The following is a 21,686-nucleotide window of genomic DNA, read 5'->3' as shown; positions in this document are numbered from 1 at the left end:
AATTAACAAAGATGTTAAGAAAAATCAAAATTTTGAAACAAATAGACTTATAAAATGATATAATCATATCAAAATACATATAGGGGATGAGAGGCTATGGAGCTGATTCGTGATTTAATGATCCAAATTGCCATCATTATTTTACCACTATTTTTATATGAAGCGATTCGTTTAAATCGTTATCAAGGAATGCTTCCGAAGCCTAATCGCTACTTTATTATGTTTTTATCTAGCGTTACACTCGTTCTCTCCATGACATACTCTATTTGTTTTGGTACCGTTTGCGGATACAATTTTCATCCAGTCCCAATTGTTAGTGGTTTTTTATATGGTGGGATTGTTGGGCTCATCCCTGCCATTATTTATGTTGCATATGAATGGATTTTTAAGGGGCTTAGTTGGTTGCCTATGGTAGAAGTTATATTTCTTTCGATAATTCCATTATTTTTGTCAAAGAAATGGTCTCTTTTTTCAAGAGATAAGAAGCTAATATTAGCTTTTATGATTGCATCATTTTATGTTCTTGTTTCATTAGTAGTCGGGATGTTGAATGTCCTTTTAGAAACAGGTTTTACACCGTACATATCTAATCTATATAGTGGGTATATATTTGCATCACTTATTATGGTTATGACAATGGTATTTCAAGTGTATTTGACTGAGTATTTAAACGAAAATGCATTATTGCGTACAGAAATGCAAAAATCAGAAAAACTTAATATTGTAAGTGAGTTAGCTGCAAGTGTTGCACATGAAGTTCGAAACCCTCTCACTGTTGTACGAGGGTTTATTCAATTGCTAGAGAGTACGGAAGACGTAAAAAACAAAGATTATATGCGTCTCGTATTAGCTGAACTGGATCGTGCTGAACAGATTATTTCAGATTATTTAAATTTAGCAAGGCCTCAAATTGAAAAAAAAGAACATATTTGTTTATCAGCACAATTAATTGAAATGACAACTCTTATGTCATCATTTGCAGCGATGCAGGGCGTTTATTTGCAAGTTGAGATTTCTGAGAGCCTTTATACTATCGGCGATAAGACGAAATTGAAGCAAGCTATTATGAATGTTGTTAAAAACGGTATTGAAGCAATTCAAGGAAACAAAGGGTATTTAAAAGTAACAGCTATTCAAAAAGATGAATTGATAATAATAAGAGTTAAAGATAGTGGTGTTGGAATGACAAAAGAACAGTTAGTAAGGCTTGGACAACCGTATTATTCTTTAAAAGAAAAAGGAACAGGATTAGGCCTTATGGTAACATTTAGTATTTTACAAGCGCATAATGGCACATTGGAATATAAAAGTGAAAGCGGAAAAGGAACTGAAGCTATTATTATATTGCCAGCTGTACGATATAAGGAATAAAAGTTACCGATAGAAGGTAACTTTTTATTTTATCGTGCATTAGAAAAAGATACAAAATTTCATTCATTTATTTTTTCTTGTTTTGTTCGAACGAATAAACTTTTAAATGATTGAAAGAAGCTTTGCTCTTTTGAGGCGGCGACTAATCTTTTTGTTTCTTGAATTTCGCGAATAACTTGCATAAGTTGTGTATCACGGTTGCTATCTTTATTGTAAATTTGATTGACAAGTTTATTCATTTTTTCTTCTTGTTTGGATTCTCGCTTATACATATGATTCATTAATAAGTCCATCTTTTCTTTTTGGAGTGCATCTGTTTGAGCGGCGTGAACAACTAGATCTTGTAACATTTTTTCTTGTGAGCCTTCTTTTACATAAACTTGTTGCATTAGTTCATCTAATTTCTCGTCTTTTAAACGATTTTGTGTAATGAGAGTAGAGTTTTGATGAATAATTGCTTCATTTAATTGAGCAAGCATTTCAAGTTTTAGCATGAACTCCTCAAAGTTACGCCCATCTTCTTTTGGTTGCACTTCTTGCTTATCTTGAATAACAGGTACAGGTGGGGCCTCTTTTTCTTTTAAAATAATAGGTATTGTTTCTGAAATGTCCTCTTGTAATGTAGCAGCTCTTTCATGTATAGATTTCAATAGTTTTAAATCATCCAATTTATAAATACGAGCATCAGCTGTTTTTGAAATGATATAACCGTGTTCCTCTAAGAGTTGGCTATATTTTCGGACTATATGTTTTGGGATACCTGTTTTATTTGTAACATCTTTCGTTTTATAAATAGCTTCCATGATAGTTCCTCCCCAAAAAGTATCGTATATATCATTTCAACCTTTTATGTGGACTTCCTTTGAAAAAGAATGTCGGAAGGTTATTAGTTTTCTACAGCATTAGTGAAAAGATGAAGAAAAATGAATGTTTTTGGCGGAATGGAGAGGAAGAGCTAAAATAATGTCTGAAAACATACATAGAAGAAGTTTGTTATAATAACTGAGGAAAAGAAATTGGTAGGAACACGGAGGTACACATGAAGCAATTTAAAGGTATTATCATTTCAATTATTGCAATTCTTTCTCTTTTGGTAGCGGTATATGAAGTACTTGTGCCAGAGGAGACAAGTACTAAAAAAACAACTACGTATGATCAAATTCTAGAGTTCCCGAAAGAACGATATCCAGAGACCGGGAAACATATAACGGATGCTATAAAAGAAGGACATTCGGAAATGTGTACAATTGATCGTAATGGTGCAGCGGATAGAAGGAAATTATCGTTAGCGCCATATCCGACGAAGAAAGGTTATGATCGTGATGAATGGCCGATGGCGATGTGTAAGGAAGGCGGAAAAGGAGCTCATATTGAATATATAAGTCCAGCAGATAACCGCGGTGCAGGTTCTTGGGTAGGGAATAAGCTAGACAAATATCCAGATGGTACGCGTGTGAAATTTGAAGTGAAATAGTAATTGGCATACATTTCATAGTGGAGAGAGGGATAGTTATGGAATTAACAATTTCATATTCGCAATTAATGATAATGAACTATGATGGTCAGCAGCCTTATGTAGATTGGACTCCTGAAGATTTTGAAAGAGGCTATGCTGAGGTGGATGGAGCTATTATTTTTGAAGCAATCTCTGACTATACTTGTGAAGTGGAAGTTACTTGTGGAAATCATATTGAGAAAGAAGAAGTGGTTAGAACGATATCAGTTCCTTTCACAGTGAAGAATGAAGAAGTATATATAACAAGTATTCTTTCTAATAAATATCATATTCCTATTCCGAACGGGGAATATATGATAGTCTTGCAGGCAACTCCTCTTGAAGAGCCATCAGACGATGAATTGTATAAAGTACAATACGACTTCTATTTTGAGAGTGTAGAATAAAAAAACGTGTTATCCTTTTTGAAGGATAACACGTTTTTTTATTATGCGTTTGTTTTTAGGAGAGAACGAGCGTCTTTTGCTGCCTGAACCATGTGCTCTAAAGCAGGTATAACTTCCTCAGTTCTTCGTGTTTTTAAACCACAGTCTGGATTAATCCAGAAATATTTAGGGTCACATACTTGTAAAGATTGTTCTACGATTGTGAACATTTCATCTTTACTTGGGACACGTGGGCTATGAATATCATATACCCCTAGACCAATTCCTTTTTCATATGTTGTATGCTTTAATGTATTAATAAATTCTCCATGACTTCTTGATGTTTCGATAGAAATAACATCTGCGTCTAACGCTCGAATTGCATCTACAATATCTTCGAAGTTACTATAACACATATGAGTATGAATTTGTGTTTCATTTTCTACAGAAGATGTTGCTAAAAGGAATGATTGAACTGCCCATGTAATGTATGCATCCCAATCTTTTTCTTTTAACGGCATACCTTCACGAAGTGCAGGTTCATCGACTTGGATTACTCTAATTCCGGAAGATTCAAGTAACTCAATTTCATGACGAAGTGCTAATGCAATTTGATATGAAACTTCTTTTCTTGAAATATCATTTCGAACGAATGACCAATTTAAAATAGTGACAGGTCCAGTTAGCATACCTTTTACTACTTTCTCTGTTAAGCTTTGTGCATATACAGTTTCTTTAATAGTCATTCCACTTATAAAGGCAACATCACCATAAATAACAGGTGGTTTTACGCAACGAGAACCGTATGATTGTACCCATCCGTTTTTAGTAAAGGAGAAACCAGCAAGTCTTTCTCCAAAATATTCCACCATGTCAGTTCTTTCGAATTCACCATGTACTAGTACATCAAGACCAATATCTTCTTGGTAACGAATCCACTTTGCAGTTTCTTTTTCAATGAATTGATTATATTGTTCATTTGTAATATCGCCGTTACGCCACTGTTTACGTGTTTGACGAACTTCAGATGTTTGCGGGAAGCTACCAATAGTTGTTGTTGGTAACAACGGTAATTGTAAAGCTACTTGCTGTAGTTCATATCGTTTTTCAAATGGAAGAGGACGTGAGAAATCATCTTCTTTAAGTGATGTACGTGCCACTTTTACATCTTCACGATTACGTGCAGCTGATGAGCGGATTGCATGATGTGCATTACGATATGTTGTTAAATCGCTACTGATGCTTTCTACACCTTTAGTAAGAGCAGAATGGATAAGGACTAGTTCTTCTAATTTTTGATTAGCAAATGCAAGTGCATCAAATAATTCACTTGTTAAGTGCGTTTCTTCCGTTTTATCAATTGGAGTATGCAATAAGCTACAAGAAGGTTGAACAATTAAACCTTTTGCTGTGATTTGATTTTGTAATGTTGTAAATAAAGAAAGTACATCATCAAGATCAGCTCTCCAAATGTTACGTCCATCTATACAACCGATAGCTAAAATTTTATCAGCTGGGAATCCGTATTTTGAAATAGCATTTACATTACCTTCTTTGCCATGAACAAAGTCTAATCCAATACCAGAAACAGGGAATGCAATAATTTCTTCATAGTTCTCTTCTACACTGTCAAAATATGTTTGTAGAAGAAGATTAGCATTTGGAACCTCTTTATGAATAGCTTCGTAAAGCTCTTTCGCTTGATTAATTTCATCTTTTGTTAAAGAGGCGAAGATTGGTTCGTCAACTTGAATAATTTGTGCTCCAGCTGCGTGTAATTCAGAGAATAATTGTACATAAGGTGCAACTAGCTCTTTTAAAATAGTGGCAAATTGCTCTTCGTTATAACCTTTTGCTAGTTTTAGGAATGTATAAGGGCCTAAAATAACTGGTTTTCCATCAACGCCTAACTCTTTTTTCGCTTCTTCATATAAACGAAGAGGACGATTGTCTTTTAAAGAGATTTGTAATCCTTCTTCATATTCAGGAACAATGTAATGATAGTTTGTGTTAAACCATTTTGTCATTTCAGAAGCAACGTGATCTTTAGAGCCGCGTGCCATTGCAAAATATACATCAAGGTAAGAGGTAAACTCTGAAAAACGTGACGGGATGAATCCTAACATGTAGGCCGTATCCAGAACGTGGTCATAATATGTAAAATCGCCAACTGGAATTAATTCAATTCCCTTTTCTTGCTGTACTTTGACGTGTTGAAGGCGAATTTCTTTCATTGTCGTTAAAAATTGTTCTTCATCAATTTTATTGGACCAAAAAGCTTCCAATGTTTTTTTCCACTCTCGTTGTAGTCCGATACGTGGATAACCTAAGTTACTTGTTTGAATTGCCATTTTAAATTCCTCCCTAATTGAAAGTAAGCATTTCCGTTTACTCGGAAATACCTATAACAAAAAGCATAAAGGCATAGAAAAATAAGCCTTCCTTTTTGTTCTTAACACCTCATCATCATCCGTGAGTCTATCAGTGTTGTTAAAATAGGCAGGTATCCTGACTTATGCTTCATATAATTTCTTTCACCTTCCCGTTTTCACAGTGGCACAAAAAAGAAATCTCAGCATTTACAGTGGCGGGACCGTGTTGGAGTTTCACCAAACTTCCCTTTTAAACACGAAGTGAAATATTCGTGTACCTATTTTCCTTTTGAAAGGAATTTAACAAGCGATATGATATTGAAACAAATTCTAACACAATTTTCGGAATTTTGTCCACTGTTTTAAAATAAGAAAATTCTAAAGTTTTTCATTTCTTTTTATTCGGAAAATTAAGTTTTTTAATGTTTATTTATTATTAAAATGAGGGTGTTTTGAGTTGCGAGGAATAATTATAGTGTTAAGTTTTTCTAGAAGAGGAGGCACCTCTTTTAGAAAAACTTAATCATTATCTACACCTATTTCTGAAAGACGACCTGCAGTTGCATCTTGTAAGAGCGTGTTTAGCCAACGTAATTCAACATTAATATGCTCAATGACGCTTTGTAGAATATATAGTTGAGCACGAGGAACTAGTTGTTTATTATGATCGTATATCGTTTGCATTGTATGTAAATAGAGCATTGTATCATCTCTCTTTTTTTTCAAAATAGGAACTAGAGCTTGTTCGTCGCTAAAGTGAGCGAAAGAGAGCGCTGAATAAATAGGTTTATATATTTGGTTTTTCGCTTCAAATTGTTTTAATAATAAGGTGTGGAAAAGGGCTTTTCCTTCCTCTGTTATATGGAAGATTGTTTTATCTGGTCTATTCGTATCTCTAACAATATTGGTAATGCTAATCGCACCTTGTTTTTCTAATTGCTCGAAGGCGTAGTATAGCGATCCCTTGGCATATTTAATATAACAATCCATTTGTCTTTCTTTCATTATGTGCTGCACTTCATAGGGATGTTTATCTCCTTCGAGTAACAAGCCGAGAATGACTAACTTCATGCTCATGCTGTCTCAACTCCTGTATATAGAAACTTTATATATATTATAAACGGTATATCCTCTTTCATAAAGGGATATACCGTTTCGTTTTTCTATATTAGCTTACTTGTTTTTGTTTTTGCTTTGTTTTTGGTCCTGTTAAAAGACGTTCATTTCCCATAAGTAAAATACAAATTATACTTAGCGTAGCTGGGATAAGTGCCCAGAAAAATGTATTAGCAATAGATGTTGCAAGAGCCTCTTTAATTCCGCTCAGTACTTCAGGAGGTAGCTTTTCAGTAGCATTTGGTGATAATAAAAAGCTTGTGTCTCCACCTTTAGGAGCCATTTTTTCTAGTTCAGGAGGGAAGACTGCTTTTAATTTATCAGTGAAAACATGATTTTGAATCGTACCGAAAATCGTGACGCCAAGGGTCATTCCAAGTGAACGGAAGAATGAGTTCGTGGATGTAGCAGAACCGCGATCTCTCATTTCTAATTTGTGGATAGATGCCATACTTAAAACTGAGAAGGAGAATCCAACTCCAAGTCCAGCAAGCACCATAAACATTGTTACGAGTGTACGAGGTGTTTCCATAGTTAAAGTACTTAGTAAATAAATACCAAGAACGAAGAAAACTCCAGATACTGTCATGATGTTACGATAACTTGTTCGTGAAGCTAATTGTCCACCAGTTTGACTTCCGATTACAGATCCTACCATCATAGGTGTCAAAATTAACCCAGCATTTGAGGCTGAACCACCGAGAACACCTTGAACGAAGATTGGAATATAAACTGTACAGATGATAAAAGCTGCGCCATAGAAAAAGGCAACACCTTGGCTAGCTGCAAATAAAGGTTTTTTAAATAAATGGAAAGAAATAATAGGCTCGGTTGCGTTTCTTTCTACGAAGAAGAAAATAATAAGCAGAATAACAACAGTTGAAAATAAACCAATAATCACATTAGAGTCCCATGCATATTCTTTACCACCAAGTTCTAAAGCAAACATTAAGCAAACGATACTAATGACAAGCGTAATAGCACCAGCCCAGTCAATTTTTTGTTTTCGATATTCTAGAGACTCGCTATAGTATTTAGTAATGAAGAAGAAGGAAATAAGTCCTAACGGAATATTAATATAGAAGACCCAGTGCCAACTTATATAATCTGTAATGTAAGCACCTAATAAAGGTCCGAAAACACTAGATGTTCCGAAAACAGCACCAAATAGTCCGGTCATTTTTCCTCGTTTTTCAGGCGGGAATATATCATACATAATTGTAAATGCGATAGGCATAAGAGCGCCGCCACCAATTCCTTGAATGGCTCTATAAATACTTAGTTGTTCAATACTTGATGCTGTCCCGCAAAGTGCAGAACCAAATAAGAAGAGAATTAATCCGCCAATAAAAAAGCGTTTCCGTCCGTACATATCAGACAGCTTACCGAAAATAGGCATTCCGGCCATTGTTGCTACCATGTAGGCGGATGTGACCCAAACGAATTTGTCGAACCCTCCTAAGTCTCCGACAATCGTTGCCATCGCAGTTGCGACGATTGTGTTATCCATTGCTGCCATTAGAATACCAAGTAGTAAACCAGCAACAACAAATTTTGTTTTACTTGAATCGTTTTTTGATAGTTGTGCTTCCAAAAGTAGCCCTCCTTTAATAAAAATTAAACTAACTTAAGTTTTTTAGTGCAATGCATAAAAAAACTTTATGTACAGTTTGTATAGTTCCTCTTCATTTTATAAAAAATTGCACTGACATGATATAAAGGATGGAAATCATAAATTATATTATAGTCAAATTTGACTAAAAGGCAAATGTTTTCTACCGCCAAATTATTTTATCCCGCTTTAACTGCCCGTTAAAGCCCGATTGGTAAAAGCTAATAATCAGTGGGGGATGGACAAAACCCCCACTGATTAAAGTTTCACTTTATTATATTGACCAAAAGAGAGTAAGAATTTATTTTGTTATGTAGTCAAGGAAGGAAATTGTAAAAAAATATTTAATAAAGTATAACCTGTGTCAACCTATTAAAAATGGTTTTTTCTTTATATTGTCGAATAGGATAAAAGGAAAAGAAAAATTTAATATGATTTGTAACAAGCTAAATATTTTTTCTAAGTGTAGTTCATTGCATCGAGAGGCAGAATACAGTTGTATAGATGATATATCTGGAATGAGGTGAATATATTATGAAAATATGGAAACGAATTTCGGATCAAGGAAGGTATTCTATACCGTTACAGCCGGTTTTGTGGATTGATGGTTCTAAAAAGGACACGGAAGCATCCGATGTAGCAGTCACATTGCAAATCCGTAGTATGTATAAAGAAAAATTTTCGTATGAGATGATCTATGATGTTAATGACATACTAATTATTCGACTTGAAGTTGAAAATAAAGGCGTTGAAATGATTTCGCGAGTAGTTGTAAGTCATATGATTCGTGATTATTTCGCGTATATCCCAAACTCTTTAAAAGCAGATAAGGGAATAAGTGAGTTTTTATTTCAGCTTGTAAGGTGGCGAATCGATAATTTATCACCGAATGAAAAGGTAGAATTAATTTGTCAAATAAAAGCAAATAAAGATAAAGCTCCTCCCAATTCATTATTTCAGGCTACATATACATTTCAATATAAAGGTGTATCATATGGACCGCTACAAACAAATGAAGTGGTTGTCAGAAAATGATAAGAAGGAACCTGTGCGAAAGGTTCCTTCTTTAATGAAGATTGTGCTTCTTGAGTAATTTCTTTTGTTCCACTCCCTTTTTTCCAATATAGTTATTTTTGTATCCAAAATATAGAATGAATAGAAATGAAATAACATTTACTATAGCGTCAATTTGATCGTTTGTAATGAAGTTTATTCCGAAAGAGTTAAATAGTAATTTTAATGATAACAAAAAGCCAGCTAGTAAGCGCATAATATCTAATAGATTTTCTTTTTGAGGCATATAGGTCACTCCTTCCTAAAAACGATATATAGTATATATATGAAATAAAATAGAAAAGGTATACAAGCTTAAGTAGAAATGTACATTAAATATGTACATTTTTTATTTTATAGAAAAACATTATTGTTATAGAAACATATATTGGTATAAAAGGGGGAGAGTATGAAACATAAAGGGAAAATTAGTGGGTTATTACTTGGGAACACAGTTGCGGTTACAGAATGGATTGCACTTCAGGATGTAATTGCTAAGCTAGATTCGAGATCATTTTTAACCGTCTTTATTATTTATATATTGCAAATGATACTAAGCTATTATTTTGGACATTGGTACGATAAAAGAACGAATACGCGTGTAAATATTGAAGTAGGAGGAATGACGAATAACGATTTTGTCGTTGATTTTTTTGGAAAAGTAGCTGCTTTATCAGAAAGAGATTCTCGTAATATTACAGTGTATATTCTTTCCGTAAAAGAATGGGATGTATTAAAAGACACAGTGCAAGAAAAAAAGTTAGATGAGCTAGTCCAAAGAGTAGAACGTACAATTGTAAAGACAGTTCGAAAAGGCGATGTAGTTACGAGGTGGGATGAAAATAAATATGTTATCGTAGCTGTTGATAATGGCTATGAAAAGTCAACAATAACAAGTAGATTAATCAAAAATATTCAAAATGAAATAGCGAATGATTTATTAAGTGTCACACTATTATTTGGGGCTGCAAGTTATCCTATAGAAGGGAAAACTTTTGAAGATTTGTTTAGAAAGGCACAAAATCAATTGTATAATTATAGAAACTTGCAAAGTCATGAATGAAACTTTGATTTAAAGAAGTATGATATAAAGATTTTTTGTAACATTTTTTTGTCTTTTGTTACAAGAAAACTTTTTTTTGTAACAAAAGTCTTTAAAAATATATGAAATCAGCATATAATTGTGTGTGGATGTGTCAATGCATTTTGCACAATGTTTTCAGTTTAAAAGTGTAGAGGAAAACATGCTCTACACTTTTCCTTTTTAAGAAATTAAAAGAATCTTTGTAAGAGTTGCGAGGTCCCCTTTGCACTATGTAAAATGGACAAAGAGGTTATTTGATAGAAAGTGAGAAAGGGAATGATAGACGTGAGAGGTCAACGATCATCTTTTATCAGGTGAAACATTATAGTGTTTCTTGCAGTAGGTAAGATTAAGGAAAATACCTTTATGTTTTAAGACATTACATAATTTTAAGTACGAAAATTGTACAAGCAGTATAAATAATTATTGATGATCTTCGTAAAAAGATGCGAGCGTGAAATAGCTAACGAAGTTACATGTTTTTCATGGGATTTTTGGCACGATGGTCGTTTATTAATAGGGGGAAAAGATGTTGAAATATAATAAATTAGCAATTGTAACTGCATTATCAATGACTTTACTAGCTGGTTGTTTTGGCCCAAAACCAGAAGAGGAGCTATATGTTGCATTTGAAAATGCTGCCAAGCAAGAAAAAACAATGTTTGAAGATGCGAAAAAATTAGAGTCATTAGAGAAAGAGGGTCAAGTATTATATAATCAAATTGTCCAAGAAGGAAAAGATAATAATCAGGCTGTTAAGGATAAGCTTGATCAAGCGGTGAAAAATACAGCTGAACGAGAAAAAGTTCTTATTAAAGAAAAAGAGGCGTTAAATAAAGCGCAAGAAGAAGTGAAGTCGGCTGATAAGCATGTGAAGAAAATTGAAGATAATAAATTAAAAGAACAGGCTGATAAAGTAAAGAGTACTTATGAGAAACGACATGATTCATTCCAAAAGATGTACGATAGCTATAATAAATCTTTAAAGCAAGAAAAAGAATTATATACAATGCTACAAGATAAAGGTACAAAATTAAAAGATATTAGCGAGAAAGTAAAGGTAGTAAACCAAGCATATAAAGATATTGAGACAGAAAAAGATAAGTTTAATGAATATACGAAATCATATAATACAGAAAAAGTTGCATTCTATAAACAAGCTAATATTAAAATTAAGGAAGATAAAAAATAAAACAGTTTGGCCTAATATTAGGCCAAACTGTTTTATTTTTTTGTATAGGTACGGCTATACCATGGAACTGGTTCGCTTAATTTTTTTTCCTGTTTTAATGCTTCAGGACCAATATAATCTTGAAGTGTTTTTTTTGCTATTGTTAAAGATAAGGTTGTTTTCGGATTTCGATAGGAGGATTCAAGGTGACCAAGATGCGGTAGGATGCGAAAATCATCTTTCGTAGGAGGGATATGGAAAAAATAATCACCTAAACGTATAAGAACATCGGATTGTTGTTGACTAAAACGTGGATTTCTAGAAAAATGTAATCCTTCTTTGATAGCCTTTTTTTCAGTAATTAAGCGTTCTAAAGCAGTCTTTTTTAACCAATATAAGTACTTAGGGTTAGTTGCAGCTTTAGCATGACGATTCACAACGAAAATAGATTGAGCTAGTCTATTAATAGAATGTTGATTATGCAATGGAGATTGTGGTTGTGAAGGTTTCATATTGACTCTCCTTTCAATTTTTCCTTATTATAGCATAAATAAAATGGGTTTTTATTATATGCAAAAAGTAATTGTATATATTTTCAATATTAAAGCAATATTGTTACAAAAAACAACTATTTTGTATAATAGTGATAGAATATGTTTCAGAAATTTGATAATGAAAGAGTGAGAAGTTTGAAAGAAATATTAAAATTACAATATGCCATTATAGATATTGGATCTAATACAATGCGTTTAGTTATTTATGAAAAGCAAAATGGAGGTTTTTATAAAGAAATTGAAAATACGAAAGTGGTTGCTCGGTTAAGAAATTATTTAATCGAGGGTGTTTTGAATGAAGAAGGTAAAGAAGTATTGTTACAAACATTATTTCAATTTCAAGAAAGTACAAAATTCCATCAGTTGCATCATGTACTTTGTGTTGCAACGGCAACAATTAGACAGGCTGAGAATCAAGAGGAGATTAAAAAACTTGTTGAAGGACAAACAGACTTTACTCTTAGAGTATTATCAGAATATGAGGAAGCACGTTACGGCTATTTAGCAGTTATGAATTCTACTTCGTTTTCGGAAGGAATAACAGTAGATATTGGTGGCGGAAGTACGGAAGTTACATATATTAAAAATAGAGAGATTTTAGAGTACCATAGTTTTCCTTTTGGTGCGCTTTCTTTAAAACATCTATTTATTAAAGGTGATATTCCTACTAAAGATGAATTAGAGGAAATTCGAGAGTATTTAGAGTGTCAATTTCGAACGTTACCATGGTTAATTGATAAGAAATTGCCTCTTATTGCAATTGGTGGTAGTGCGAGAAACTTAGCGAAAATCCACCAAAATTTAACAAACTATCCTATAGCGGGAGTACATTTATACAAAATGAAAGAAGAAGATATTGAAAATGTAAAAGGTGCATTGGAAAAACAATCGTTTATCGAACTTCAGAAAATGGAAGGATTGGCAAAAGATCGAGCTGATACAATTATTCCAGCGGTTGAAGTATTTCATAAACTTGTAAATATTACAGAAGCAACGGCATTTGTATTAAGCAAAAAAGGATTAAGAGAAGGTGTTTTCTATGAAGAGTTGACGAAAGATTTAGGGATTTCATATTATCCGAATGTAGTTGAAGAAAGCTTACATTTGTTATCACACGAATATGAAATGGATATGGAATTTGTCATTCAACTTATTAAACATGGAAGATTGATTTGTAAACAACTCGAAGAAATGGGACTGATTTCTGTTTCAATAAAAGACTGGGAAGCATTCCATCAAGCAGCGAAAGTATTTAATATTGGAAAATATATAGACGAAGAAGCGAGTCGTTTACACACGTTTTATTTATTGGCAAATAAAACAATTGACGGCATGATGCATAAAGATCGAGTGAGGTTAGCGCTTATTGCATCTTATAAATCAAAAATGCTATTTAAACAACATTTATCTCCATTTGAAGGGTGGTTTGATAAAAGCGAACAAAAAAAAATCCGCCTATTAGGCGCTGTTTTACAATTTTCAGCTGCTTTAAATGTAAGACAAAGATCGCTTGTTGATACGATATCCATAACAGAAAATAAAGAAGGATTAACGTTTAGAATTTTATGTGAGCAATCGGCATTAGCAGAAAAAGTACAAGCTGAAAAACAAAAAAAGCAGCTAGAAAGAGTATTGAAAACAAATATTCACTTATCATTCGAATCAAAACGTTAAGTTGTACGGATGTCTTTACAGAAAATTAACACTTTGGAATATTGTAATTTGATAAAATGAAAGTAACTAAATTATAGTGAAAAAGTTTCAAAGGGAAGTGTGAAGAGAATGGAATTGCTAAAGGGGAATTTAGTAAATTTAAATGATACAGCGTATTATAATAATCGTGAATTAAGCTGGCTAGCATTTAATGAACGTGTACTACAAGAAGCGCAAGATGAAAATAATCCACTATTAGAAAGACTAAAGTTTATTAGTATTTTTAGTTCGAATTTAGATGAATTTTTTATGGTGCGCGTAGCAGGTTTGAAAGATCAAGTAAGTGCGGGATTTAATCAGCCAGAAAATAAAGCAGGTTTAACACCAAAGAAACAGTTAAATAAGATTGCGATAAAATCGCATGAGTTAATGACTGTGCAGTATGAAACGTTTAAAAATTATGTATTGCCAGCGCTTGAACTAGAGGGGATTGAGCGTTTAACATTTCATGATTTGACGAAAGAGCAAAGGGAATTTATCGAGGAGTATTTTGATGAACAAATATTTCCGGTTTTAACCCCTGTATCTATTGATGCGTATCGTCCATTTCCAATGTTATTAAATAAAAGTTTGAATTTAGCTACTATTTTATATGATGAGCAACAGGCTGAGGAAGAAAATCGTACGAAGTTAGGAATTGTACAAGTGCCTTCATTACTGGAGCGTTTCATATTTTTACCGAGTGAAGGGCAAAAACATAAATTTATTTTATTAGAAGATGTAATTAGTGGTTTTACTCATAAACTATTCACAGGATATAACGTATCACCTGTTACTCGTTTCCGTATTACACGTAATGCGGATTTAACGATCCATGAAGAAGGTGCACGCGATTTATTAAAAGTAATTGAAAAAGAATTGAAAAAGCGTAAGTGGGGAGCTGCCGTTCGTTTAGAAGTTGGTAAAGAACACATTGATGAAAGAGTGTTAGCGTTATTGTATGATGTGTTAGAAGTAAAAGATGAAGATGTGTACATGATGGATGGACCGTTAGATTTAACATGTTTATTCTCCTTATATAAAAAATTAGCGCCTTTATATGAACATCTAGTATATCCGGCTCTTATTCCTCAACCTCCTCAAGATTTAGGTGATGAGGAAGATGTATTTGAAAAAGCGATAGAACATGATATTTTATTACACCATCCTTTTGAGTCGTTTCAGCCAGTCGTTGATTTTGTCCGTGATGCGGCAGATGACTCGAATGTACTTGCGATCAAACAAACATTATATCGTGTAAGTGGAGATTCTCCAATAATTCAGGCGCTGAAGGTAGCAGCTGAAAAAGGAAAACAAGTGACGGTATTGGTTGAGTTAAAGGCAAGGTTTGATGAAGAGAATAATGTTCATTGGGCTAAAGAATTGGAACAGGCCGGATGTCACGTTATTTACGGAGTAAGTCACTTGAAAACGCATAGTAAAATTACGTTAGTTGTAAGAAGAAGAAACGGAAAAATTGAAAGGTTTGTACATCTTGGAACCGGAAATTATAATGATGCAACAGCGAAGTTGTATACCGATTTTGGATATATTACATCGCGAAAAGACTTTGGTGTAGATGCAACAAATTTCTTTAATTATTTGAGTGGTTATACAAAAAAACCGCATTTTCATCATTTATCTGTTGCCCCGTTTGATATAAGAGAGCAGTTTATGGAGTTAATAGATGAGGAAATCCGTTATCATAGACAATATGGAAATGGATATATTATCGCTAAAATGAATTCGTTAACAGATAAACCATTAATAAAAAAAATGTATGAAGCATCACAAGCTGGGGTAGGGGTAGAGCTCATCGTTAGAGGGACATGTTGTTTAAGACCTGGGATTCCGAATGTAAGTGAAAATATTCGTGTAGTTAGTGTTGTTGGAAGATATTTAGAACATAGTCGTATTTATTATTTCCATCATAATGGAGATGAAAAAATATATTTATCTTCAGCTGATTTGATGACGCGAAATATGGAAAAACGAGTAGAAATATCCTTCCCAATTTTAGATATTGAAATGAAAGCGAGAATAAAGGCAATTTTACAGCTGGTTTTAGCTGATAATGTGAAAACACGTGAACAAAATAAAGATGGTGACTATTATTATATAATTAATAGTAGTATAGAAGAAATTGATAGCCAAGTGAATTTATTTAAGATGGCGTATCAAAATACAGACGCTGAATAGTGTGAAAAAAGTAAAAACCTCTTATTGAATTTAAGAGGTTTTTACTTTTTTTCTCTACTCATATATTCTCAAAATGGAAGGATGAGTAGAGAGAATAGTTTTTATTATAGGCGTGTGATGAGTTGGTTCGTTGAGAGAAAAACATTAGAAGAATGGTTGGTTTAAATTAATAATAGTATGGTTGTTGACAAGGCCCTCCGTAACAAGGAAAAGGTGCTGGTGGTGGGAAAGGCGGTGGATAAGGCGGATAAAACGGTCTAGGCCCGAAAGCTAATGCTCCACCGAGCAATCCTCCAGCAATTCCAGCTAGAAATGGAACACCGAAAAATGGAAAGAAGCGTGAGTCGCCTGCTGGGCCAAAAGGTGCTGAACGAACTGGGATCGGTTGATAATATGGATACATGAACAAACCTCCTTTACTGGACTCATTTTTATCATATGGTGGACCAAGCGTGGATGAGCGCGTACAAGGAAGGATATGTAAGGAAATAGGCGAATTGTTACGAATGTTGTAGGATGAAGAGTGTAATTTCAGGTTTTGACATAAAGCGGAATGGGACACGTGTTCTTCCAATACCTCGATTGACATAGAGAGTCAAACCTTGAATGTTATAGAAACCTTCAATATATTCTTTTGCAAGCGACGGGGTAATAATAGCACCTAAAAAAGGAATTTGTACTTGTCCGCCATGGCTATGACCAGAAAGTTGAAGATTGATTGGATATGTAGCGATTTGTGGCGCGATATCTGGTTCGTGAACGAGAACAATTGTATAAATATTTTGTTTTGCATGTTGTAAAGTTTCCGCTATTTTTGGTTTACCCAGTAGCATATCATCGAGTCCGAAAATAGAAATTTCACTATTATCCAGTAAACGAATTCGCTTTTCGCTATTTTGCAAAAGTTCAAATCCAGATTCGCGCATGATGTGATCATAGTATTCAGTTCCATATCCGCCATGGTCGTGGTTACCATAAATAGAAAATTTACCGAAGGGTGCCTGTATATTCTTTAAAATGGATGCAACAAAAGAAGCCTCGGTATATGTTTGGTAATCATCAATGAGGTCACCAGTAAAAAGGACAATATCTGGCTTTTCAGCATTAATCTTGGAAACGATTTGAGATAAATGTTGGAGAGAGAAATAGTATCCTAGATGTAAATCGCTAAATTGAAGGATCTTCATACCATGAAAACCTTTTGGTATGAGCGGTGATTTAAGTGAGTGTTGCGTAAAAGAAAGTAAATAGGGCTCTATATATTTAGCATAATAATAGCCGATGCTTGCGGTTATAAATGAATATAGACAAGTGCGTATTCCAGATTTTAAAAAATTTCTTCTTGTAATTTTCTTCATATACAGGTTACTCGAACCTCCCTTCAGTTTTTTAAAAATATATTTTAAATACTAAAAAAGTAGTATAGATTACGAAAAAAATGAACGAAAAGAAACCTCTTTACGTTAAAATATCAGAAAAATTGAAAAATATAAAGATTTCTATCAAATAAAGTGATAAAATGAATATGTATTCATTTTTTGGAGGGGATGTATGTGAAAGAGAAGGTAGTTATTATAACAGGTGGATCAAGTGGAATGGGAAAAGGGATGGCGATACGTTTTGCGAAAGAAGGGGCACGTGTTGTTATTACAGGGCGTACAAAAGAAAAGCTAGAAGAAGCAAAGTTAGAAATTGAACAGTTTCCAGGGCAAGTATTATCTGTACAAATGGATGTACGAAATACTGATGATATTCAAAAAATGATTGAAAATATTGATGAGAAGTTTGGACGAATTGATATTTTAATAAATAATGCAGCTGGAAACTTTATTTGTCCAGCAGAGGACTTATCTGTGAATGGCTGGAATTCGGTAATTAATATTGTATTAAATGGTACATTTTATTGCAGTCAGGCTATTGGGAAATATTGGATTGAAAAAGGTATAAAAGGAAATATTATTAACATGGTGGCAACATATGCATGGGATGCAGGCCCAGGGGTTATCCATTCGGCAGCAGCTAAAGCTGGTGTACTAGCGATGACAAAAACTCTTGCTGTTGAGTGGGGACGTAAATATGGAATACGAGTTAACGCTATCGCACCAGGACCAATTGAGCGTACAGGTGGTGCCGATAAATTATGGATTTCAGAAGAAATGGCTAAGCGTACATTGCAAAGTGTTCCACTTGGTAGAATGGGTACACCAGAAGAAATTGCGGGTCTAGCTTATTATTTATGTTCAGATGAAGCTGCATACATAAATGGAACTTGTATGACAATGGATGGTGGCCAGCATTTGCATCAATATCCATTTTAAAAGGAAAGAAAAATGAATGATTCATTAATTTTTCTTTGGTGAAATGTGACGAAGTTGTGACACGTGAGAGAAATGTGTTTACAAAGGGGAATATATAGGTTATATTTAAGACCTCTTTTTTCTTCATAGTAGAATTGCTAATTCCCCTTAGCATTTTACCCCTCTAATCCCTTCAGGAAAACTGAAGGGATTTTTTATTATTTTTCCGTAAATATCGTGTTATAATTTTTGAAAAGTAAAGGGAGGGAAGCACGTTGATAGATGCATTAGATGTAATGAGTAACTTGGATAAAGTCCTTCCTTATTATCAAGCTATTTTTAGTGCTGATGAGCATACAGTAATTGGATATGAAGTTGTAGGACGTATTCAAACAGAAGAGGGCATACAAAGTTTAGCATCTTTCTTCCATGATGATTCTATTCCGAGTGAGTTCCAACTTGAAGCGGATAACATCATCGTAGAAAAAGCGTTAAATAGGTATTTAGAAACGGATCAAAAATTATTATTATTTATACATCGGAATGCTAATGTATTAATGAATGATGAAGATGAAAGTTTACTTCAACTTTTGCTGATGTATGAAGAACAAGGTTTGAACTTACAACGCATTGTTCTGGAAATAACAGAACATGAATGTAAAGAAGATATAGAACAATTTAATCATTTACTCATGTATTATCGTACATATGGTATTCAAATTTCGATTAATAAAGTCGGAACGGGTACAAGTAATTTAGAGCGTATTAGCGTGTTAGCACCGGATATTTTAAAAGTAGATTTAACAAATTTAAGGCAAACTGCACTTTTACAATCTTATCAAGATATTTTATATTCCTTATCTTTACTTGCTAGAAGAATTGGTGCAACATTGTTATATGAAGAAATAGATGCTTTTTATCAACTACAATATGCTTGGAAAAACGGTGGTAGATATTATCAAGGGAATTATTTGAAAGAGTGCTTACCTGATTTTATTGAAACGAACGTTTTGAAAGAACGACTTGGTAATGAGTGTCATCAATTTATTCAACATGAGAAGAAGAAATTACAAAAAATTTATAATTTAACAGAACTGTTACGTGATCGAATTGGTGATGTTCTAGCTAAACAGAAAAAGAATGAAGATATAAATGATTGGTTATTACAATTTAGCCAAAGTGTATCACAGTGTAGTTTCCGCATATTTATTTGTAACGAAGATGGTTTCCAACAATCAGGAAATGTTATGAAAAAAGATGGGGAATGGATTGTGATGCCTGAGTATTATATGAAGAACTGGAGTTGGCGTCCGTATTTTCTAGAAAATATTATGAAAATGCGTTTTGAGAATAAGGCAAGACTTTCAGATTTATATGCTGATATTGAAACCGGTGAGATGGTACGGACATTTTCCTTCCCAATTGATGATGAAAACTTTTTATTTATAGATTTATCGTATGAATATTTATATGAAGAAGATGTTTTATTTTAATGCACGAAGAGATTCGTGCATTTTTTGTTTGTTTTTATCATAAATTGGTAATAGTGAAAATGGTGATGAAAATGCTGTCTATCGTTGTAAAGATTTTACGAACGAAATCATCCCTTTCTTTGCATAATCATTGTTACAATGAATACTACAAAGACAAGCTCTTTTAAAAGGAAGGTGAAAAAATGAAGAAATATGGAATATGGTTTGTTCTATTTATATGTGTTGCCTTTCTAGTTGGCTATAGTGTCACAACTGTTTTAGGAAAAGAAGAAGTGAAAGTGGATCGGAAAGAAGTGTTTACAACGATACAAAAAGGTTATGAGACGCAATTTTCAATCCGCGGGAAGCAAATACCTACGAATAAGATGATAGAGACGTTATCACCATATTTTACAAATAATTTCCTTCAAGTTTTTACAGATGAAAACAGTAGAAATGAAAAACAAAGTGGTGAATATTTACTTCCAGCAAAAGAAGCTCCATTTTCTTTTAATTCAGAAACAAAAATGTCTTATGATGAAGAACATAAAAATTTATATGTCTATGAGCGGACAAAGAGTGGACAATATCAAATTGTGACATTGCAAAAGGATAATGGAAAATGGAAATTAGCAGGGTATCATGAAAGTCAGGAACTGTTGACTGAAATAAAAAGGTTACAACAATTATGAGAATAGGAATAGGTGTCGCCTATTCCTATTCTATACCGAGTAGCTGTTGTAATTTTTCAATTTGAAAACCTGCCACAACTTCTTCGTCAATTACAACTGTTGGAGTTGAATAGGATTCATAGTCATATAAAAGACGATTGCGTGCAGCAGCGTCTTTTTTTATGTCAAATTCTTCATATACAACGTTATTATGTTTTAAAAATTCTTTTACAATGGTACAAGGCGGACAATCAGGTTGTGTATAAACCTCAATTTTTTTCATTGTAATTCCTCCCTTTTTCTGTTGTTTATTATATTCTGCCAGTATAAAAAGCGCAATAAAGAAGTAAAAAGATGCTCTTTCATCTTTTTACTTCTTATTTCGACAAATTTTAGTTGAGTTTCTTGCCAAGAACCTTTATCCTAGATTGTGGAACGTTTTTTCTGTTATGACGGATAGAATGAGTATAGCTGTAAAACCTATTGGTAGGAAGATCAGAGAAAGGAGAGATTTCATGTCTCTACTCCAAGGAATTTTAACTCGACTTGTTAGTCTACAAGAACAAGCTGAAAGCGGTGAAGTAGCACAACGCTATTTTGAAGTGAACGGTGAGCGCAAATGTAGCGTGAAATTTTTCGATAAAAGTGAAATGTATGAGTTAGAAGTGTATCAACAAGGTGAAAAACCTCAAGTGTATCAATTCGATAACATCGATATGGTTGCAATTGAGATTTACGATATCATTTCTTGATACATATAAAAAAGGTACTGCCAAATGGCGGTACCTTTTTTAGTTATATTAATTAATGGGCTATATAGGTAGTAGAAGTTTCAATTTAAGTCGCGATTAAATAAAAGAGTTTTTATAAATGTATATGTATAGGAATTTTTCATTTTTCCTACAATGATAGTAAATATTAATAGGAGGTGCAAAGGATGGAACGCTTACCGATTGTTATTTGTCCTAATTGTCACAGTCATGCTGAAATTAATCACGTATTAACCGCCCAATCTAATCAAAATGTAATATATACATGTAGGTTTTGTAATTATGTAATTCGAAATATTGAAACGAATAAAGGGTAGTAAGTTATAATTTTTGTTTTTGTCCCATACAATGAGAATACGAAAAGTCTGTCT

The 21,686-nt window shown here is 33.4% G+C and carries 22 protein-coding genes and 1 riboswitch; of the genes, 13 read left to right on the top strand and 9 right to left on the bottom strand.

All coding sequences use genetic code 11. From position 1 onward, the window contains the following. Nucleotides 1–96: 96 nt before the first annotated feature. Entirely contained in the window at nucleotides 97–1,371 is a 1,275-nt protein-coding gene (locus tag DN408_RS09160; protein ID WP_002014814.1) for a sensor histidine kinase, read from the top strand. 59 nt (nucleotides 1,372–1,430) lie between these two features. Here DN408_RS09160 and DN408_RS09155 read toward each other — a convergent pair whose 3' ends face one another. Then, the gene (locus DN408_RS09155) at nucleotides 1,431–2,174 is read right to left on the bottom strand and encodes a DUF3967 domain-containing protein (protein ID WP_002014816.1); all 744 of its coding nucleotides are present in this window, start codon (nucleotides 2,172–2,174) and stop codon (nucleotides 1,431–1,433) included. Between the two features lie 236 nt (nucleotides 2,175–2,410). On the opposite strand from DN408_RS09155, the gene nucA reads away from it, so the two are divergent. Then, nucleotides 2,411–2,845: a DNA-entry nuclease gene (gene nucA, locus DN408_RS09150; RefSeq protein WP_002014817.1), complete on the top strand. Its 435-nt coding sequence runs from the start codon at nucleotides 2,411–2,413 to the stop codon at nucleotides 2,843–2,845. A 38-nt stretch (nucleotides 2,846–2,883) separates the two neighbouring features. Further along, nucleotides 2,884–3,273: a competence protein ComJ gene (comJ, locus tag DN408_RS09145; RefSeq protein ID WP_002088359.1), complete on the top strand. Its 390-nt coding sequence runs from the start codon at nucleotides 2,884–2,886 to the stop codon at nucleotides 3,271–3,273. A gap of 41 nt (nucleotides 3,274–3,314) precedes the next feature. Here comJ and metE read toward each other — a convergent pair whose 3' ends face one another. From metE to DN408_RS09130, 3 genes are all read right to left on the bottom strand, one after another. Further along, on the bottom strand, nucleotides 3,315–5,603 hold the full coding sequence (gene metE, locus DN408_RS09140) for a 5-methyltetrahydropteroyltriglutamate--homocysteine S-methyltransferase (protein WP_002014819.1): 2,289 nt from the start codon (nucleotides 5,601–5,603) through the stop codon (nucleotides 3,315–3,317). A gap of 130 nt (nucleotides 5,604–5,733) precedes the next feature. Further along, nucleotides 5,734–5,921: riboswitch (cobalamin riboswitch) on the bottom strand. 222 nt (nucleotides 5,922–6,143) lie between these two features. After that, entirely contained in the window at nucleotides 6,144–6,701 is a 558-nt protein-coding gene (locus DN408_RS09135) for a PadR family transcriptional regulator (RefSeq protein ID WP_002128898.1), read from the bottom strand. A gap of 91 nt (nucleotides 6,702–6,792) precedes the next feature. After that, nucleotides 6,793–8,334: an MDR family MFS transporter gene (locus tag DN408_RS09130; RefSeq protein WP_002014821.1), complete on the bottom strand. Its 1,542-nt coding sequence runs from the start codon at nucleotides 8,332–8,334 to the stop codon at nucleotides 6,793–6,795. A gap of 552 nt (nucleotides 8,335–8,886) precedes the next feature. On the opposite strand from DN408_RS09130, the gene DN408_RS09125 reads away from it, so the two are divergent. Then, on the top strand, nucleotides 8,887–9,387 hold the full coding sequence (locus tag DN408_RS09125) for a hypothetical protein (RefSeq protein WP_002033821.1): 501 nt from the start codon (nucleotides 8,887–8,889) through the stop codon (nucleotides 9,385–9,387). A gap of 31 nt (nucleotides 9,388–9,418) precedes the next feature. Here DN408_RS09125 and DN408_RS09120 read toward each other — a convergent pair whose 3' ends face one another. Then, entirely contained in the window at nucleotides 9,419–9,652 is a 234-nt protein-coding gene (locus tag DN408_RS09120; RefSeq protein ID WP_002014824.1) for a phage holin, read from the bottom strand. 162 nt (nucleotides 9,653–9,814) lie between these two features. On the opposite strand from DN408_RS09120, the gene DN408_RS09115 reads away from it, so the two are divergent. Both DN408_RS09115 and DN408_RS09110 read left to right on the top strand, forming a co-directional pair. After that, nucleotides 9,815–10,468 carry a diguanylate cyclase domain-containing protein gene (locus tag DN408_RS09115; protein WP_002033822.1) on the top strand — a complete coding sequence of 218 codons (654 nt, stop codon included), beginning with the start codon at nucleotides 9,815–9,817 and terminating at the stop codon, nucleotides 10,466–10,468. A gap of 550 nt (nucleotides 10,469–11,018) precedes the next feature. After that, nucleotides 11,019–11,681 carry a YkyA family protein gene (locus DN408_RS09110; RefSeq protein WP_002014826.1) on the top strand — a complete coding sequence of 221 codons (663 nt, stop codon included), beginning with the start codon at nucleotides 11,019–11,021 and terminating at the stop codon, nucleotides 11,679–11,681. 32 nt (nucleotides 11,682–11,713) lie between these two features. On the opposite strand, the gene DN408_RS09105 is transcribed toward DN408_RS09110, so the two are convergent. Next, nucleotides 11,714–12,172, bottom strand: a complete 459-nt coding sequence (locus tag DN408_RS09105) for a YkyB family protein (protein WP_147740070.1) — start codon at nucleotides 12,170–12,172, stop codon at nucleotides 11,714–11,716. Between the two features lie 141 nt (nucleotides 12,173–12,313). Here DN408_RS09105 and DN408_RS09100 point away from each other — a divergent pair, with 141 nt between their 5' ends. Beyond that, the gene (locus DN408_RS09100) at nucleotides 12,314–13,888 is read left to right on the top strand and encodes a Ppx/GppA family phosphatase (protein WP_098632793.1); all 1,575 of its coding nucleotides are present in this window, start codon (nucleotides 12,314–12,316) and stop codon (nucleotides 13,886–13,888) included. Nucleotides 13,889–13,996: 108 nt separating this feature from the next. Next, nucleotides 13,997–16,105, top strand: a complete 2,109-nt coding sequence (locus DN408_RS09095; RefSeq protein ID WP_147740069.1) for a polyphosphate kinase — start codon at nucleotides 13,997–13,999, stop codon at nucleotides 16,103–16,105. A 166-nt stretch (nucleotides 16,106–16,271) separates the two neighbouring features. On the opposite strand, the gene DN408_RS09090 is transcribed toward DN408_RS09095, so the two are convergent. Both DN408_RS09090 and DN408_RS09085 read right to left on the bottom strand, forming a co-directional pair. Further along, a complete protein-coding gene (locus tag DN408_RS09090) occupies nucleotides 16,272–16,508 on the bottom strand; it encodes a hypothetical protein (protein WP_002014830.1) in 237 nt (78 codons plus the stop codon). 97 nt (nucleotides 16,509–16,605) lie between these two features. Further along, nucleotides 16,606–17,463, bottom strand: a complete 858-nt coding sequence (locus DN408_RS09085) for a metallophosphoesterase (RefSeq protein ID WP_078177794.1) — start codon at nucleotides 17,461–17,463, stop codon at nucleotides 16,606–16,608. Nucleotides 17,464–17,658: 195 nt separating this feature from the next. Here DN408_RS09085 and fadH point away from each other — a divergent pair, with 195 nt between their 5' ends. The 3 genes from fadH (at nucleotide 17,659) to DN408_RS09070 (ending at nucleotide 20,566) form a co-directional block, all read left to right on the top strand. Further along, complete coding sequence (fadH, locus tag DN408_RS09080) at nucleotides 17,659–18,423, top strand: 2,4-dienoyl-CoA reductase (protein ID WP_147740068.1); 765 nt, start codon at nucleotides 17,659–17,661, stop codon at nucleotides 18,421–18,423. A 254-nt stretch (nucleotides 18,424–18,677) separates the two neighbouring features. Then, nucleotides 18,678–19,895 (top strand): EAL domain-containing protein, encoded by a 1,218-nt coding sequence (locus DN408_RS09075; protein WP_003191087.1) that lies wholly within the window; start codon nucleotides 18,678–18,680, stop codon nucleotides 19,893–19,895. A 182-nt stretch (nucleotides 19,896–20,077) separates the two neighbouring features. Next, nucleotides 20,078–20,566, top strand: coding sequence for a DUF3993 domain-containing protein (locus DN408_RS09070; protein ID WP_002128890.1), 489 nt, complete (start codon nucleotides 20,078–20,080; stop codon nucleotides 20,564–20,566). Nucleotides 20,567–20,591: 25 nt separating this feature from the next. Here the strand turns inward: DN408_RS09070 and DN408_RS09065 are convergent, their stop codons facing one another. Then, nucleotides 20,592–20,828 (bottom strand): glutaredoxin domain-containing protein, encoded by a 237-nt coding sequence (locus DN408_RS09065; RefSeq protein WP_002014835.1) that lies wholly within the window; start codon nucleotides 20,826–20,828, stop codon nucleotides 20,592–20,594. A 232-nt stretch (nucleotides 20,829–21,060) separates the two neighbouring features. On the opposite strand from DN408_RS09065, the gene DN408_RS09060 reads away from it, so the two are divergent. Together DN408_RS09060 and DN408_RS09055 are read left to right on the top strand one after the other, a co-directional pair. Beyond that, a complete protein-coding gene (locus DN408_RS09060) occupies nucleotides 21,061–21,297 on the top strand; it encodes a YkuJ family protein (RefSeq protein ID WP_000055151.1) in 237 nt (78 codons plus the stop codon). 185 nt (nucleotides 21,298–21,482) lie between these two features. After that, nucleotides 21,483–21,632 (top strand): hypothetical protein, encoded by a 150-nt coding sequence (locus DN408_RS09055; protein ID WP_002033828.1) that lies wholly within the window; start codon nucleotides 21,483–21,485, stop codon nucleotides 21,630–21,632. Nucleotides 21,633–21,686 lie beyond the last annotated feature (54 nt).

The sequence above is a fragment of the Bacillus sp. AR13-1 genome (genome assembly GCF_008042285.1).
Lineage (GTDB): Bacteria > Bacillota > Bacilli > Bacillales > Bacillaceae_G > Bacillus_A > Bacillus_A mycoides.
This window is presented reverse-complemented; position numbering and strand designations above follow the sequence as displayed.

What these genes read in the sequence shown, in the direction of transcription:
- DN408_RS09070 (WP_002128890.1), top strand. Translation starts at nt 20,078, where the DNA reads ATGAAGAAATATGGAATATGGTTTGTTCTATTTATATGTGTTGCCTTT.
- DN408_RS09115 (WP_002033822.1), top strand. Translation starts at nt 9,815, where the DNA reads ATGAAACATAAAGGGAAAATTAGTGGGTTATTACTTGGGAACACAGTT.
- DN408_RS09060 (WP_000055151.1), top strand. Translation starts at nt 21,061, where the DNA reads ATGTCTCTACTCCAAGGAATTTTAACTCGACTTGTTAGTCTACAAGAA.
- comJ (WP_002088359.1), top strand. Translation starts at nt 2,884, where the DNA reads ATGGAATTAACAATTTCATATTCGCAATTAATGATAATGAACTATGAT.
- DN408_RS09105 (WP_147740070.1), bottom strand. Translation starts at nt 12,172, where the DNA reads ATGAAACCTTCACAACCACAATCTCCATTGCATAATCAACATTCTATT.
- metE (WP_002014819.1), bottom strand. Translation starts at nt 5,603, where the DNA reads ATGGCAATTCAAACAAGTAACTTAGGTTATCCACGTATCGGACTACAA.
- DN408_RS09135 (WP_002128898.1), bottom strand. Translation starts at nt 6,701, where the DNA reads ATGAGCATGAAGTTAGTCATTCTCGGCTTGTTACTCGAAGGAGATAAA.
- DN408_RS09155 (WP_002014816.1), bottom strand. Translation starts at nt 2,174, where the DNA reads ATGGAAGCTATTTATAAAACGAAAGATGTTACAAATAAAACAGGTATC.
- DN408_RS09100 (WP_098632793.1), top strand. Translation starts at nt 12,314, where the DNA reads ATGTTTCAGAAATTTGATAATGAAAGAGTGAGAAGTTTGAAAGAAATA.
- DN408_RS09090 (WP_002014830.1), bottom strand. Translation starts at nt 16,508, where the DNA reads ATGTATCCATATTATCAACCGATCCCAGTTCGTTCAGCACCTTTTGGC.
- DN408_RS09110 (WP_002014826.1), top strand. Translation starts at nt 11,019, where the DNA reads ATGTTGAAATATAATAAATTAGCAATTGTAACTGCATTATCAATGACT.
- DN408_RS09120 (WP_002014824.1), bottom strand. Translation starts at nt 9,652, where the DNA reads ATGCCTCAAAAAGAAAATCTATTAGATATTATGCGCTTACTAGCTGGC.
- DN408_RS09095 (WP_147740069.1), top strand. Translation starts at nt 13,997, where the DNA reads ATGGAATTGCTAAAGGGGAATTTAGTAAATTTAAATGATACAGCGTAT.
- DN408_RS09160 (WP_002014814.1), top strand. Translation starts at nt 97, where the DNA reads ATGGAGCTGATTCGTGATTTAATGATCCAAATTGCCATCATTATTTTA.
- DN408_RS09085 (WP_078177794.1), bottom strand. Translation starts at nt 17,463, where the DNA reads ATGAAGAAAATTACAAGAAGAAATTTTTTAAAATCTGGAATACGCACT.
- DN408_RS09125 (WP_002033821.1), top strand. Translation starts at nt 8,887, where the DNA reads ATGAAAATATGGAAACGAATTTCGGATCAAGGAAGGTATTCTATACCG.
- nucA (WP_002014817.1), top strand. Translation starts at nt 2,411, where the DNA reads ATGAAGCAATTTAAAGGTATTATCATTTCAATTATTGCAATTCTTTCT.
- DN408_RS09065 (WP_002014835.1), bottom strand. Translation starts at nt 20,828, where the DNA reads ATGAAAAAAATTGAGGTTTATACACAACCTGATTGTCCGCCTTGTACC.
- DN408_RS09055 (WP_002033828.1), top strand. Translation starts at nt 21,483, where the DNA reads ATGGAACGCTTACCGATTGTTATTTGTCCTAATTGTCACAGTCATGCT.